Genomic DNA, 16,158 nt, shown 5'->3' with positions numbered 1-16,158 from the left:
TCAAAACCCGCACTCTGGCATATGTTCAATCTTTCGATTGATTACCTATCATTGTTCAGTTTTCAAAGATCTGTTTGCTAAGTCATTATCATGTCCTAGCGACTTGTATTAGTATACCAGTCAGAATTTAAATCGTCAACACTTTTTTCCAAAGTTTTTTTGATTTATTTCAACCATTTACACAGCTCAACTGTTATACTACCGTAACCAAATTCTCTTAAAACGAGATGGAAAACTCACAAACCGAAGTTTGTGAGTTTTAATTTGGTGACTCACCCGCGACTCGAACGCGGGACACCCTGATTAAAAGTCAGGTGCTCTGCCAACTGAGCTAGTGAGTCATGTTGGCAGGGGTGGCTGGGATCGAACCAGCGCATAACGGAGTCAAAGTCCGTTGCCTTACCACTTGGCGACACCCCTACATTGATTACGTGTGTAGGTTATGGGGTGAGTAGTGGGGATCGAACCCACGCGTAACGGAGCCACAATCCGCCGTGTTAACCGCTTCACCATACCCACCACCTGTAGGTACCGAAGACACTTCGTCTTCGTAACAAAGAGTATTATATCTGCTTAATAAGATTATGTCAACATTTTTTTACTTCATTTATATCTTTTCTTTAAACGAAGTAAAAAATTATCAATCTTCATCAATAATTACCCTTCCCCTATATATTAAGGGAGCTCCATCTCATCAAGTGACCTTAACGAATGGTGCTCCCCTATTATACATATAAACGATAAAGTTGGCAAATAGTTTTTTATAAAATTTACAAATTAATTTGTGCAGTCTGTATAAATGTACTAAAAATCTACTCCAATTCTATCTTGTATTGCTTATCTTTTATTGTAATAGCCTTTAAATACACCTATTTGTATTAACAACTGTAACATCTACTTATCAAAATGCAAATAGTCTTTTACAAAATTTGGCAATGCAAAAGCAGCCTTTTGAATATCGCTATTGTAGTATTTAGTTGTAAAATTTTGTTCCCGATTTGATGTCCATGTTAATGGATCAAAAGTTTTAGACCCCAAAGTAAAGCAATGCATCCCTGCTGGATAGATTGGAATAAACGCAGTATATAAGCGTGCGATTGGGAAATGATTATTAACATAACCAAACACTTTCTCAACCAAAGGTTGATGTAGCATAGGAGATTCTGTTTGTTGTACAAAAAGGCCATCTGATTTTAACGCCTTTAAAGTATTTTTATAGAACTCCTCTGTAAACAAACCTTCCCCTGGACCAATTGGGTCAGAGCAGTCTACGATAATAACGTCGTAGTAATCCTCCGCTTCCGCCATAAAACCAATACCATCACCAATTTTAACAGTTAATTTTGGATTTTCTTCAATCATAGCTTTAGCAATAGTCGGAAAATATTCTTTAGCTAATTCTACAACTTTACCATCAATTTCTACCATCGTTACTTCTTTTACACAATCATGACGTACACATTCTCTAGCAACGCCACCATCACCACCACCAATGATGAGCACGCGCTCAGGATTTGGATGTAAGAATAATGGCACATGACTCATCATTTCATGATAAATAAACTCTTCTCTTTCAGATGTTTGGAATACACCATCTAAAGCAAGCATCATACCATATTCTTTGGAATTAAATACTTCAATTTTTTGAAATTCCGATTTGCCAGAATACAAAAGTTCTGTTGCTTCTGCACTAAGGCGTAAATGAGGAGTTTGTTCCTCTGTAATCCATTGACTCATAGTTACCTCCAAGTCATACAGATAGAGCGACAGATTTCACTATCGCTCTATCTAATCCATATGTATTAATATTAGGCCAATCTATACATACAATCAAAACCAAAAATTATATAAAGTATAGAAACAGGAGCGTAACTCTTCCACCCCTAGAACCTGACAGCATATTATTTTTTACTAATATAGCAAAACCCACCACCTAAAATGGTATCTTTCAGCCAATTAGTTAATGAAAAATCACGGATTTCCCCTTCGTCAAAAATACCACAACGAATATCATCGCCAACGCCGTATATTTTATAAATTGGGACCCAATGCCATGTATACAGTGCCCGTTCTTTCCCTTTATGACGATTTAAAAATGCTACTGGCACATCTTGAGATATAGCACTTTCAATAAAATCGGCAGCTGTATCAATCTCGACACGAGACGCACAAAAGGGCGATACATTAATCATATGTACATCATAAGGCAAACCATAATCTTCCATAAGCCGTTTTAGACCAATTTCCATCCATTGTGTTTTATATACACCACCACCAAAGCGAGGTTTTACATAATTCCATACCAGGTTCATTCGCTCTAATGCTTCCCATTGATTAGAGGCATTAGCCGCAAGCAAAGCGCCATCGCGCAATTGAGAGTAACTCAACACTTGTGTTGCAGTCGTAGGCCCACAGCCAGACAATCTCTGCCACTCATCGGCAAACCATTCTTGGTCGTAACCATGAGAGATATGCCCATTTACATCAATATCTAACCATTCAGGATGTTTAATACTTACATCATTCATGTAATTAGCCTTCAATTACTTCTACAGTTTCCATGATGTCGCCTTGATTGATTTTATCTACAACATCCATACCTTCTACAACTTTACCAAATACAGTATGTACACCATCTAAATGAGGTTGTGGTTCGTATACGATAAAGAATTGGCTACCACCTGTATTAGGACCACGGTGAGCCATAGATAAGGCGCCACGTTCATGTTTATGAGGATTGCCAATCAATTCATCTTTAATTGTGTATCCAGGACCACCTGTACCATTGCCATTAGGGCAACCACCTTGAGCCACAAATCCAGGAATAACTCGATGAAAACGAAGTCCATTATAGAACCCCTTATTAATTAAATCTACAAAGTTTTGTACAGTGCCCGGCGCCTCTTTATCAAATAAATCGATTACAATATCTCCGCCATTAGCCATGTGAATTTTTGCTTGTTTCATTGTTCAGGTACCTCCAAAATCGTACGCAGCACGTGAGCTGCTAATATAAATCCTGCCACTGGTGGCACAAAAGAACATGTGCCTGGGCTTTTACTTTCACCGCGAAATTCCGGTATTGTTGGTGTTTCTGTAGAAAACACCACTAATTGTTTTTTGATTCTTCGCTTTCTCAGTTCTCGACGCATAACGCGTGCTAAAGGATCTGTATGGGTTTTATGAATGTCTGCAATTTGCAGTTTTTCAGGATAGAATCGATTTCCTCCCCCCATAGAACAAATCAAGGGTATGTTATTTGCTTGGCACACTTCAACAATATTAATCTTTGCAGTTACCATATCAATAGCATCAATAACAAAATCTACATTAAGGCTTTGAATAAATCCAGGATACGCCTCTTCTGTATACATAATATCATACGTTTCAATCACAACATTAGGATTGATTGACAAAGCTCGTTCTTTTGCAACCTCAACCTTGCGTCTAGCAATGCTTTCATGAGTCGTAATCATTTGACGGTTCAAATTACTAGGGGTAACTTTATCGCCATCGATAAGTACAATACGACCTACACCAGCTCGAACGAGAGCTTCAAGGGCACCTCCGCCCACACCGCCTACACCAAATAGAGCGATAGATGTATGTTTGAGCATATTAATTTTATCTGGACCTACTAGCCATTCAAGGCGTGTCAATAAATATTCCATTAATATGCACCTAGCGGAATGATTTCCGTCCAATATCCATCTGGGTCAGCGATAAAATAAATCCCCATGTCCGTATTTTCATAGGCTACAATCCCCATCTCCTTATGTTTAGCTAATGCCGCATCATAATCATCTACATAGAACGCCAAATGGAATTCATTGTCACCTAAATTATAAGGTCTCTCCCAATCTCTGAGCCATGTCAATTCTAACTCATGTTGTGTATAAGGACTTTTTAAATAGACTAATGTGAAAGCACCACTCGGTTCTTCGATGCGCTTCACCTCTTCCAAGAGAAGAGCTTCCTTGTAAAAGGCAAGACTAGCATCCAAATCCTTTACATTAATATTATTGTGAGCAAAAGAAAATTTCATATCGTCTCCTTTTCTGTACAATAATCAATTATTACTCTATATATTATAGTATCATATTTAACAATTAATTATCTATATCAAGATACCTCTATATAAAAATCTGTTGTAATGTGCCTATAGAAATATCATCTACGTAAGAAGAAAAATTTAAGGTATCACAAATTTAGCCTCACTACCATTATCCCGTCGCAGGATTTCTAAATGTGCTGGTATACGAGACTTTAACTCCGGTACATGAGAAATGATACCAATAAGACGTCCAGTACTTTGCAAATCAACTAAAGTTTCCATTGCTAACTCTAATGTATCAGGATCTAATGTGCCAAACCCTTCATCAATGAACATCGTATCCATATGAATACCACCAGCATAACTTTGGATAATATCCGCCAATCCTAGCGCCAATGCCATAGAGGCGAGGAATGTTTCGCCTCCAGACAATGTATTCGCCGACCGTGATTGACCAGTGAAACTATCCATGACAGCTAGATCCAGCCCTTGTTTACCACGACCACCACTAGTATAATCAGCCCGTTCCAAGCTATAGCGATGACGACTCATAGATTGAAGGCGCACATTAGCAGCATGAACTACTTCATCGAGAATAGCACCTAGTACATAGCGTTCAAATGTAACATTTTTAAAACCTTCATCTCCACCATTTGCCAAATCAGATAATCTACGAATAAACAGAACTCGTTCTTTTTCGTCAATTATATTCTGTTCTAATAAAATCAGCTGTTCCAGTGTATCTTGTATAGTCTTATCAGCTACATCCCAAGTTGCTAACTCACCGATAGCTGCATCTCGCGCTTCAATCGCCTCACAATACACATCATCTGCTACGTTTTTCTCTATCACAGGTAGTTCCGATAATCTAGATAGCGCTGCTTGATATACAGCTTCAGCACGAGCCCGTTTATCACGATACAAGTCTAATTGCTGTGTATATATACTGAAATTAACAAAATCATTTACAATTGCATTAAATTCAACTTCACTTCTACCTACTGTAATTAAGGATTCAGAAAACTTAGTATAGGATATCCTCTGTTCTGTCAGCGCCACCGTATATTGTGATGCCAACAAATCTAGTTTAGACCGTAATGCTATTTGTTTCTCATTACATGCATACCACTCTTTTTCTGCGATGGTAACACTAGCTGTATATGATTCAATACTAGTTTGCAATTCTGCGATAGTTTCCGCTTCATATGTATCGGCCACTTGTTCCTCTAGCGCCTGTAACGTACCGCGCAACTCATTTAATCGATTTACAGCTTCGTGCCAAGACAACTCTGTTGCTCTTGCTATATCGGATAATGTGCCTAATGAACTTGTCATCTCATCTATTTCACCAGTGAACTTATCGATACATAAACGTTTAGCATCTAACTTTTGTTGTATCTGATTTAGTTCTACCTGCTCCAATGTAGATTGGTCTATAGCACACTGTACATCTTCAATAGTTACAGCTATATCTAATTGTTTACATTCACTTTGAATCGTATCATCTAATTCAGCCAACTTAGCCACTATCGAATCATATTCAGATTGAACCTTATGCAAAGCAGACTCCTTTTGTGATACGATGTGTCGCGCCTGCTCCACATCATTCTTTGTTGCAATAGACTGGGGTGGCTCTGCAGGCTCTGGATGTGTCAGAGAACCACAAACAGCACAAGGCACATTTTTTTCTAACTCTAGAGATAACTCATAAGCCCTACTATGATAATAATTCGTCTCCATTAGTACAGCTGATTTACGAGCTAAGTCCAACTCTACTTTGGCTGCATCTACAAGATTTTCTTTTTTCTTTAATAACGTGCGATATTCACACAATTCATTCATTTTATGTTGCACTGCTATTAACGAAGAATGCCTTTGTATAACTTTTATAATTTCTGCAGGCACAGTCTGATGATCATCTACAAATTGGCGATCTACCTTTAACGATTCCTGTAAATCACATAGTGTTTTCTCCGCATCACAAACCGATTGCATATCAGTTTGCTTCTGAGCTTCTAAAATCTGTACATTTTGTTCTAACTCATTCAACTGTTTCTTCTGTAATTGTATATTATGTATCAACTCTTGTTGTTCTTGATAGCGCTGTACCACATGTTTCTTTACTTCTATTTCAGATGATTGAAGTAATAACTCATCATAGATTTGTCTAGCTGTATCTGCAGAAATTTGTACAGAGGACAACAAAACAGTATGTTCTTCAACCTCTTTCTCTAAAATCTGAGCTGTATCGCTAACAGTTTTCCAGGCTTTATAATACTCATAAGCAGGTTGCAAAATATTCATTAATGCCACAAGACGCTCTACAGATTGCAAATCTTCTTTTTCTATATCTAAAGTTTTTAATATGCTTTGACTATCCTCTAAGTTTTGTTTCGCCTTTGTATACACATCAAAGTCATGACGTTGCTGTTCATAGCGTTTTACAATTTCTATTAATGTATCTCGTTTATCGACCAACATTGGACGTTCTGTAGAGCGTTGCTCTACTATAGTTCGTACATGAGCAGTTGTCATTATAGGTTCATCACTATATACAGCTACAGATGCAAACAACCGATCCATATCTCGCATTGTTTCTTCTATACCACTCATAGCTACTGTTAATTCTTCTTTCAACACTTCTTGTAATCTACGATATACATAAGTGTGGAACAAGGTATGCAGCAATTCCTCTCGTTCACTAGTAGAGGCAACTAATAGTTTTCTAAATTCCCCTTGTGGCAATAAGACAACTTGTAAAAATTGATCTTTACGAAAACCAACAATACGATGAACCGTATCTTTTACATCTGCCGCAGTAGTAGCTATCGTATCCCATTCATGTTGTTTCCATTGCCACACAGTAGCACGTGCCCCTTGAGACTTCATACCATTGCCACGCTTTTTCGCCACCTCTTGTTTGGGCAACCGTTCAATACGGTATTTACTTTCACCAATGGAAAATATAAAATCCACACGCGTCAAAGTATGCGGTTCAGCAAAATCACTGCGGATAGAGTCAGATTTGCGTACTTCGCCACTAGGCTCACCATAAAGAGCATACACGATGGCATCCAATATAGACGTTTTCCCCGCTCCTGTAGGACCTGATATGAGGAACATAGAATGGTCATTCAAATCATCAAAATCCAAATGTACTGTACCACGATAGGGACCAAAGGCTTCCAAAGTTAAGGTAATTGGTTTCATCTTAGTCCTCCTTTACAATACGTTCCCATAATCGATCCATATAAGCTTGCTGTTCTTGTGAAAGTGGTTCTTTCCATACAGCCTTAGCAAATTGACAAAATAATTGCCGTTCATCTAAATTGCGATATATAGGCTCAGTAACATCTACTGATTGTTGTTCCATACGCCCTACTAATTCAAGAGTCATACAATGAGGAAAACATTGTCTCAATTTAGCCATTCCATCTAATACAGGCGTCGTATCGAGAAGTCGAACCATGACATAATCGTTTTCATGAGCCTTTCTAAGCAACTCATTGTTCAACAGATTATCAAAATAATCCTCTAACACTACTACATCTCGCTTTGATACAATAGGGATTGTTTCAATTTCCACTTTACCTTTTGTATTCATATCAACAATAGTGAAAGATTTATTTTGTGTATATTCATCAAAGGAATATTTTAATAAAGATCCACTATAACGAATATAATCTGATCCCATCCGTTGCGACCTATGCAAATGGCCTAGTGCAGTATAGTTAAAAGGTGTAAATACAGATGGTTTCACCACCTCACTAGCACCTACGGAAATGGTACGTTCAGAACCACCTATTTCACCACCGCTTGCAAATATATGACTAAGCGCAATACTGCGCATCCCCCTAGGAATTTGGTTAACTAAATAGTCACTCCATTGTTGGTACACGAAATCGTAATCGTGATATGCCACATTATTATCATCGAATACATCCTGCAAACTATGAGCAATGCGACGAGGTTCAGAAAAAGGTATAGCACAAATAGCCGCAGACCCATCTTCAAAATCATATAGCAATGGTTTTTGGCAATGCTCAGGCGTTCCCCATACAAATACCTTCGACTGAGCTAACATCGTCCGTCCCACTTCGATACGCTCAGGGCCATCGTGATTACCAGCTATAACAAAGAGTGGAATTTTATAATCCATAGCAATTTTCGTAATAATAGAATCCCATAACTCTACTGCCTCAATAGGTGGCACAGACCGATCAAACACATCTCCAGCCAAAAAAATACCATCTATATTTGAATCTCTTAGAATATCAAAAAACTGATGTTCCAATACATACGCCTGATCTTCAGTCAAATAGGTACCATAAAATAATCTCCCTAAATGCCAATCCGCAGTATGTAATAATCGCATTTACTTCACCTCCACTCCAAATTTGATAAGACGAAACAGCCTACATATAGCTAACTAACTATCATAGATAATGTCATTTGCAACCTTTCCCAGCAAAGAAAGAGCGCTGAATGTTAAACACCTATCAAACTATGCGGATTCAACGATAGAGCGAAGTAATGCAATTTCTTTCGCATAACCATCTAGTTCATTTGGTGTTTCTAAATAAAAAGGTAAATGTGTTAATTTAGGATGTGTCACGATGCGTGCGATAGCATCGATACCGATGTGACCTTCACCGATTTTTTCATGACGATCCTTGTGAGCACCACGAGGATTTTTAGAATCATTAAGGTGGATCGCATGTAATCGTTCCAATCCAACAATGCTATCGAATTCGTCTAACACACCATCTAAATCATTAACCACATCATAATCTCCTTCATGGATATGGCATGTATCAATACAAACACCCATGTATTCTTTTAATTTGACACCATCAATGATACGAGCAATTTCTTCAAATTTAGAACCTACTTCTGTCCCTTTGCCCGCCATAACTTCTAATAACACCTTTGTTTTCATACCAGAAAATAAAATCTCATTTAAACATTGCACAATATACTCGATACCTTGGTCTAACCCTTGTTTTACATGACTACCAGGGTGAAAGTTATACATTTGACCCGGGATCAACTCAAGACGTTCCAAATCTTCTGCCATAGCTTGTTTTGCAAAATTACGTAAATCGTCCTTTGCAGCGCAAGGATTATATGTATACGGCGCATGTGCTAAAACAGGACCAAAATTATGTTCCTTCATATATGTGGCTAATGCATTGATATCATCCATATCGAGAGCACGCATACTGCCACCTCGTGGATTGCGCGTAAAATATTGAAACGTATTAGCACCGATAGAGGTTGCCTCTTTCCCCATGTGTAGGTAACCTTTGCTAATCGATAAATGACTTCCTATAATAAACATATCTTATACTCCTCTTCTGACTCCACTATGGAAAGAAATCCCCGGTTGCTGACGCAATGCCGGGGATTCGATCAATGACTCTCTTTTAATGCACAGTCTGGACAAATGCCTTCGAATGTGATTTGTTGTCCTGTAATATGGTAATCGCTGCCTTGTTCTGCAATATCAGTAATAGCTTTTAAATCGACGCCCATAAGATCTTCTATTTTATTACAACGAATGCAACGCACATGAGAATGAGCATGCGTATCCCAATCATAATGAGCACGTTCATCGCCTACTTCAAGAACTTTTACAAGACCAATTTTTTCAAAAATTTCCATTGTTTTATACACAGTAGCCAAACTCATGCTTGGGTGCGTCGGACGTAAACTGTGATAAATCATTTCCGCTGTTGGGTGATTATGATTGCCACACAAGGCATCATAAATCGCTATACGTTGAGGAGTTACCTTAAACCCTTCACTCCGTAAAACCTGTGCGATATCCATATTTTTTACCTTTCTCCACTTGGAAACACGTAGGTACTCTTCTGTTTATATCAGATAATAATTATTATCTATTGTACCATTTTAGTACACATTAGGCAATATAAGCAATAAGACTACAACACTTGTATAGTTTATAAAGCAAAAAACAACACATAATAGAAAATGTGGGCCCTCATAAGAGCCCACATATTACACTAACTAGTTAGTCTTTAAAGTATGGTTTAAAACCTTCACCTTGATGACGCGGTTTACGGTCGCCTCTTGGACGATCGCTACTGCGTTCATCACGGCGGCGGTCACTTCTTCGATCATCGCGACTGCGACGAGGGCGTTCCCCGTCACGACGACGGTCGCCTTCTCTGCGACGATTTCGGTCACCATCGCGACGACGGCGATCACCACGACCAGCTTCACGGCGACGACGTACACGCAATGGTTTCTCTTCTGTAATATTAACAGGTGTTGTATCTGGCTCTTTTGTTAATAACTTAAGAGCTGCTGCCAACAATGTTACCGAATCAGTATCATTCAACAATTCTTCAGCACTTACTTTAAAAGGTGCTAACTCTTCAGGTTTACCAGCCATTTCAATAATATTTTCAATAGCTAAGCGTTGTTGACCTTCTAATACTTCGCCTAATGAAGGAGCACGACGTTTTACGATTTTGCGTTTTGTTAAACGCTCAATAGCATGTAAGTGCTCGATTTCACGAGGAATAACGAATGTATATGCTTCGCCTGCTTTACCAGCACGGCCTGTACGACCAACACGATGCGTATAGCTTTCAGGGTCTTGCGGCAAATCATAGTTATATACATGAGATACGCCAGAAATATCAAGACCACGAGCAGCTACATCAGTAGCTACTAAAATATCAATGGTGCCTTCGCGGAATTGACGAATCACACTATCACGTTTTTGTTGTGATAAATCACCGTGAATACCTTCAGCCATGTAACCACGTTTTTTCAAACCTTCTGTTACTTCATCTACACGACGTTTTGTGCGAGTGAAGATAATAGCAAGTTCAGGCGTTTGCATATCAAACAAACGGCACAATACGTCAAATTTTTGACGGTCTTGCACTTCAATGTAGTACTGTTCAATCAAATCCATCGTCACTTGCGTAGGTTTCATACGAATGAATTCTGGGTTTGTAAGGTATGTTTCTGCCAACTCTTTGATAGCCTTAGGCATAGTTGCAGAGAACAGAAGTGTTTGGTGATCTTCTGGGACAGCCCCTAAAATTTTGTTAATGTCATCTACGAAGCCCATATTTAACATTTCATCAGCTTCGTCGAGAACAACTACTTTAACATTCTCAAATGTAATAGAACCACGGTCCATATGGTCCATCAGACGGCCTGGTGTAGCCACGATGATTTGTGGGTTCTTTTTCAATGCACGGAATTGACGATTAATATCTTGACCACCATAAATAGGCAATGCCGCAATATTCGTGTACTGAGCCATTTTATTAAGCTCTTCAGCTACTTGAATAGCTAATTCTCGTGTAGGGGACAAAATCACTACTTGAACGTGACGATCGTTACCATCTACGCGTTCCAATACAGGCAAGCCAAATGCTGCTGTCTTACCAGTACCTGTTTGAGCTTGGCCAATCATATCCTTGCCGCTCAAGGCCACTGGAATAGCTTCCTGTTGAATTGGCGTTGGCTCTTCAAAGCCCATATCATTTAACGCACGTAGAACAGGTTCGCTAATCATTAATTGTTCAAATTTTTCTAACATCTAAATGTGTTTCCTCCTATCGTGCACGAATTATGCACGTTAGAATAGTATAACATATTTTGTTGGTGAAAGCTAATCCAAATTATAAAATCCCGATGGTTTATCACTCAAATTAACAATGATATTTTTCATTTGCGTGTAGTGTTCTAGGATAACCTTGTGTGTTTCACGACCGATACCAGATTGTTTATAACCACCGAATGGTGCACCAGCAGGAATGGAGTTATATGTGTTTACCCACATACGGCCTGTTTCGATAGCACGAGCTACTCGAATAGCACGGTTAATATTTTGCGTCCATACACCACCGCCGAGACCATAGAGACTATCATTAGCAGCAGCAATAACTTCGTCTTCGCTATGGAATTTAATAACTACCGCCACAGGGCCAAAGATTTCTTCTCTAGCTACGCGCATATCGTTGGTAGCATTGGCAATCAATGTTGGACGAACGAAGCAGCCTTTGCCAAGCTCGCCGTCTGTAACACGTACACCACCAGCAACGATAGTCGCCCCTTCTTCTTTCGCAATATCTACGTATTCAAGAACCTTTTGTACTTGACCTTCATAGATGAGAGAACCTAATTGGGTGTTTTCATCCCAAGGCAAGCCTACTTGCACTTTATCAAATAAAGCAGCCAATTCTTCTACGAATGTATCGTAAATTGTATCTTGTACGAAGATACGAGAACCAGCGCAGCATACTTGACCTTGGTTAAACAAAATACCTAGCATAGCGCCGTCAAGGGCTTGTTTCCAGTTCGCATCGTCAAAGAAGATATTCGCCGATTTGCCGCCCAATTCCAATGTAGCAGGAATCAATCGTTCCGCCGCCGCTTTGTACACATCGAGACCTACTTCGGTAGATCCTGTGAAAGCTAATTTACTAAAGCCTGGATGATCTAAGATATACTGTCCAGATTTAGAACCTTTACCAGTGATGATGTTCACCACCCCTGGAGGCAAGATATCTTTCAAAATATCACCTAATTCTAATAAGCTCAATGATGTGTGCGACGATGGTTTAATAACCACTGTACAACCCGCAGCAAGAGCTGGTGCTAATTTCCATGCCGCCATGAGAAACGGGAAATTCCAAGGCACGACTTGTCCTACTACGCCGATTGGTTCGCGTAAGATAAGGCTCAATGTATTTTCATCGAACACTTGAGCACTACCTTCTTCAGCACGTAATACACCAGCAAAGTAACGGAAATGATCCACCGCCAATGGTACATCTACATTCAATGTTTCCCGAATCGGTTTACCATTATCATAAGTCTCTACTTTTGCAAAATGTTCTTTTCTCGCCTCGATAGCATCAGCGATTTGAAGGAGCAAATCAGCACGCTCAATTTGCGATGTATGACGCCAGCTTTTAAATGCTTCATTGGCTACTTGTACAGCTCTATCTACATCATCATAAGTCGCTTCTGCACAGATGGACAACTGTTCCCCGTTAGCGGGATTATATACAAGAAATTCAGCATTATCAGATACTGGTACCCATTCATTATTAATTAACAATCCATATCTTTCTTTAAGGTTCAAGCTCATAGTGATACCTCCTTTAAAGGATAACGAGTATTAATTTCTTTCTATGAGTACATCATACACTCTATATTTAATATTTTCAATCTATTTTATATTTTTCGATATATCTAAATTGTGGTATTCTCAATAGCTTTTAGTTATCGCAAGATTAATAATTATATAATAAAAATTAATAATTCAACAAAATAAGAAGCGAGATTGCTCAAATTCAGCAATCTCACTTCTTATTTTTGTTATAGGTACATTCATAAGTTTTTATGCAAACTCAGAATATATTACGCCTTTTTCTTTTCTTTATTTCTCAATGATTTCACAGATAAACCAATACGATTACGTTTTACATCTACAGAAATAATTTCCGCTTCGATAATATCCCCTACAGCAAGCACATCAGAAGGATGTTGTTTGCTGGAGCAGAGCTCACTGCGGTGCAATAGACCATTAGTTTTTAAACCGAAATCGACGAAGGCCCCAAAATCCACCACATTATGAACAGTACCTTTAACTATAGTACCTACTTTAATATCTTCAAGACTAACTACATGTTTTCTTGTTAACGGCGCCGGTAAATCTTCACGAGGGTCGCGACCTGGTTTTGCCAACGCCCCTAGGATATCCCTTACCGTTGGTACACCTGCATCAAGCTTCGATGCCATTTTATCTACATCAACAAGCGGCAATTTTACTTGTAAAGCTTCTAGCTGTGATTTATCTTGTAGAGCCTTTAACGTAAACCCTAGCTCACCAATTAATCGTTCTGCTAATTCATAAGATTCAGGATGAACAGATGTATTGTCTAATGGGTTCTCAGCGCCATTTAAACGCAAGAAACCTGCACATTGTGTAAATGCCGCCGGTCCTAAACGAGGTACTTTTAACAACTGTTTGCGACTTGTAAATCCACCATTTTCTTGACGGAAGGCAACGATATTTTTCGCCACTGTACTAGAGATACCTGCAATATGTTGTAAAATAGCAGGCGATGCGGTATTGAGTTCTACGCCAACATGGTTTACAACAGATTCTACTACTTGGTCTAAGGTATGGGTCAATTGTTTTTGATTTACATCGTGTTGATATTGACCTACACCAATAAACTTAGGGTCAATTTTAACAGATTCGGCTAATGGATCTTGCACGCGACGTGCAATAGATACAGCACCACGAATAGTAACATCCAAATTAGGTAATTCATCGATGGCTAATTTAGATGCAGAATATACAGACGCACCTGCTTCATTAGTAATGATATAATGGCAATCTAATTTTTCTTCTTCAATCATAGTCGATGCAAATTGTTCTGTTTCATACGATGCCGTACCATTACCAATGGATAATAAGGTGACATTGAATTTACGTATTTTAGACGCCAAAGTCTTTTGTGCTTCCTTGCGCAATTTATCACTATTCGTTAGATAATAGGCACCGTAATCGAGTACATTGCCTTGCGCATCGATGATGGCCATTTTACAGCCTGTTCTGTATCCAGGATCAAGTCCCATAATAACATGGCCCGCCAAAGGTGGTTGAAGCAAAAGATTTTTTAGGTTCACACCGAATACCTTGATGGCTTGCTCGTCTGCCGTTTCCGTCAATTCGTTCCGAATATCCCGTTCCAAAGCAGGGAACATGAGGCGTTTGTACGCATCTGCCACAGCAGCAGCTTTTACATCATTAAAAATAGATTGACTATTTTTTTCAAGGCCACGCACCATGTATTGAATATATGATTCATCTGGTACCGTCAAAGCCAGTTTGAGAACACCTAATTTTTCACCGCGGTTCACCGCCAAAATACGGTGGGATGGCATTTGACGCACCGGTTCAGCGTATTCCTTATATTGCAAGAATTGCTGACCTTCATCCTCTTCTTTAACGAGTTCTGCTTGGATAAAGCCTTCTTTCCACATCCGTTTACGAAGATCGGCACGGAAATCGGCACTATCGCTGACGATTTCCGCTACGATATCAGAGGCCCCTTGAATGGCATCCTCTGCCGTAGGTACTTCGTCATTGATGTAATCCGCTGCAATGACTAATGGTTCGCCACTTGTTACAGTATCGTTGATAATCATATCCGCCAATGATTCTAATCCTCGTTCACGAGCAATCATAGCACGAGTGCGCTTTTTAGGGCGATACGGTAAATATAAATCTTCTAATTCTTGTAATTTCATCGCTTTTTGTAAAGATGCCATCAGTTCATCAGTCATTTTTTCTTGTTCTGTAATAGCATTAATAATTTCTTCGCGACGTTTTTCTAAATTTCTTAAATACGCGATGCGTTCTTCGATAGTACGTAATTGTTCATCTTGTAACTCACCAGTCACCTCTTTGCGATACCGAGCGATAAATGGCACCGTATTGCCTTCATCTAACAATCCAACAGCGGCCTCTACTTGACTCGACTTAACGCCTAATTCTTTACCAATAATGGCAAACATTGTTTCCATTACACACGTCCTTTTCTTTCATACGTAACAAATCGATGAGGATATTTATTTTTTTCATCTACGGTGCCGTCACTTTCGCTAACAACGGTGAAAGCATCCGCATCAAACTCAGGAAAATAGGTATCACCATCAAAATCGTGATGCACTTCGGTTATATACATGCGGTCCACATAAGGCAGAAAAGCCTCATAAATCTGCGCGCCACCAATAACAAAAGCCACATCAAGCTGCTGTGCCTCTTCGTAAGCAGATTGTACAGAAGAAAATACGCGTACCCCATCAGGTGCATTGAATCCCTTATTTCGAGAAACTACCCAATGCTCACGATTAGGCAATAAGAACGGTAAACTTTCAAATGTATGACGCCCCATAATGATGACGTGACCATTTGTTATTTCTTTAAAAAATTTTAAGTCATTCGGCAAATGCCAAATAAGCGAATTATCCTTGCCGATAACACCGCCATTAGCAACAGCCACAATGAGTGATAACATATAACCCCCTATAAACAC

General features: G+C 39.1%; 13 protein-coding genes and 3 tRNA genes. All 16 read right to left on the bottom strand.

Features of this window, described 5'->3' with window-relative positions:
• Positions 1-265: 265 nt before the first annotated feature.
• A tRNA-Lys gene (locus EO120_RS08195) sits at positions 266-341 on the bottom strand.
• Positions 342-345: 4 nt separating this feature from the next.
• Positions 346-420, bottom strand: a tRNA-Gln gene (locus EO120_RS08190).
• A 23-nt stretch (positions 421-443) separates the two neighbouring features.
• Positions 444-519 (bottom strand) — tRNA-His (locus EO120_RS08185).
• Between the two features lie 375 nt (positions 520-894).
• Complete coding sequence (gene speE / locus EO120_RS08180) at positions 895-1,737, bottom strand: polyamine aminopropyltransferase (protein ID WP_127134993.1); 843 nt, start codon at positions 1,735-1,737, stop codon at positions 895-897.
• Between the two features lie 164 nt (positions 1,738-1,901).
• Positions 1,902-2,528, bottom strand: coding sequence for a hypothetical protein (locus EO120_RS08175; protein WP_127134992.1), 627 nt, complete (start codon positions 2,526-2,528; stop codon positions 1,902-1,904).
• A gap of 4 nt (positions 2,529-2,532) precedes the next feature.
• Positions 2,533-2,967, bottom strand: coding sequence for a peptidylprolyl isomerase (locus EO120_RS08170; RefSeq protein WP_127134991.1), 435 nt, complete (start codon positions 2,965-2,967; stop codon positions 2,533-2,535).
• Positions 2,964-3,671, bottom strand: coding sequence for a tRNA threonylcarbamoyladenosine dehydratase (locus EO120_RS08165; RefSeq protein ID WP_127134990.1), 708 nt, complete (start codon positions 3,669-3,671; stop codon positions 2,964-2,966). Before EO120_RS08165 ends, EO120_RS08170 begins: the two co-directional genes overlap by 4 nt.
• The gene (locus tag EO120_RS08160) at positions 3,671-4,045 is read right to left on the bottom strand and encodes a VOC family protein (protein WP_127134989.1); all 375 of its coding nucleotides are present in this window, start codon (positions 4,043-4,045) and stop codon (positions 3,671-3,673) included. The genes EO120_RS08165 and EO120_RS08160 overlap by 1 nt, the downstream gene beginning before the upstream one ends.
• Positions 4,046-4,192: 147 nt before the next feature.
• Positions 4,193-7,264: an AAA family ATPase gene (locus tag EO120_RS08155; protein ID WP_127134988.1), complete on the bottom strand. Its 3,072-nt coding sequence runs from the start codon at positions 7,262-7,264 to the stop codon at positions 4,193-4,195.
• Position 7,265: 1 nt separating this feature from the next.
• Positions 7,266-8,429 carry an exonuclease SbcCD subunit D gene (locus tag EO120_RS08150; RefSeq protein ID WP_127134987.1) on the bottom strand — a complete coding sequence of 388 codons (1,164 nt, stop codon included), beginning with the start codon at positions 8,427-8,429 and terminating at the stop codon, positions 7,266-7,268.
• Between the two features lie 129 nt (positions 8,430-8,558).
• On the bottom strand, positions 8,559-9,395 hold the full coding sequence (locus tag EO120_RS08145) for a deoxyribonuclease IV (RefSeq protein WP_127134986.1): 837 nt from the start codon (positions 9,393-9,395) through the stop codon (positions 8,559-8,561).
• 71 nt (positions 9,396-9,466) lie between these two features.
• Positions 9,467-9,886, bottom strand: a complete 420-nt coding sequence (locus tag EO120_RS08140) for a Fur family transcriptional regulator (protein ID WP_127134985.1) — start codon at positions 9,884-9,886, stop codon at positions 9,467-9,469.
• A gap of 202 nt (positions 9,887-10,088) precedes the next feature.
• Positions 10,089-11,639 (bottom strand): degradosome RNA helicase CshA, encoded by a 1,551-nt coding sequence (gene cshA, locus EO120_RS08135; RefSeq protein WP_127134984.1) that lies wholly within the window; start codon positions 11,637-11,639, stop codon positions 10,089-10,091.
• A 72-nt stretch (positions 11,640-11,711) separates the two neighbouring features.
• Positions 11,712-13,196: an aldehyde dehydrogenase family protein gene (locus EO120_RS08130; RefSeq protein ID WP_127134983.1), complete on the bottom strand. Its 1,485-nt coding sequence runs from the start codon at positions 13,194-13,196 to the stop codon at positions 11,712-11,714.
• Positions 13,197-13,468: 272 nt separating this feature from the next.
• Positions 13,469-15,646, bottom strand: coding sequence for a Tex family protein (locus EO120_RS08125; RefSeq protein WP_127134982.1), 2,178 nt, complete (start codon positions 15,644-15,646; stop codon positions 13,469-13,471).
• On the bottom strand, positions 15,646-16,140 hold the full coding sequence (locus tag EO120_RS08120) for a dihydrofolate reductase (RefSeq protein WP_127134981.1): 495 nt from the start codon (positions 16,138-16,140) through the stop codon (positions 15,646-15,648). Before EO120_RS08120 ends, EO120_RS08125 begins: the two co-directional genes overlap by 1 nt.
• Positions 16,141-16,158 lie beyond the last annotated feature (18 nt).

It is taken from the genome of Veillonella caviae, assembly GCF_003992125.1.
Lineage (GTDB): Bacteria > Bacillota > Negativicutes > Veillonellales > Veillonellaceae > Veillonella > Veillonella caviae.
The sequence above is the reverse complement of the archived record's forward strand: the minus strand, read 5'-3'. Positions and strand labels throughout refer to the sequence as shown.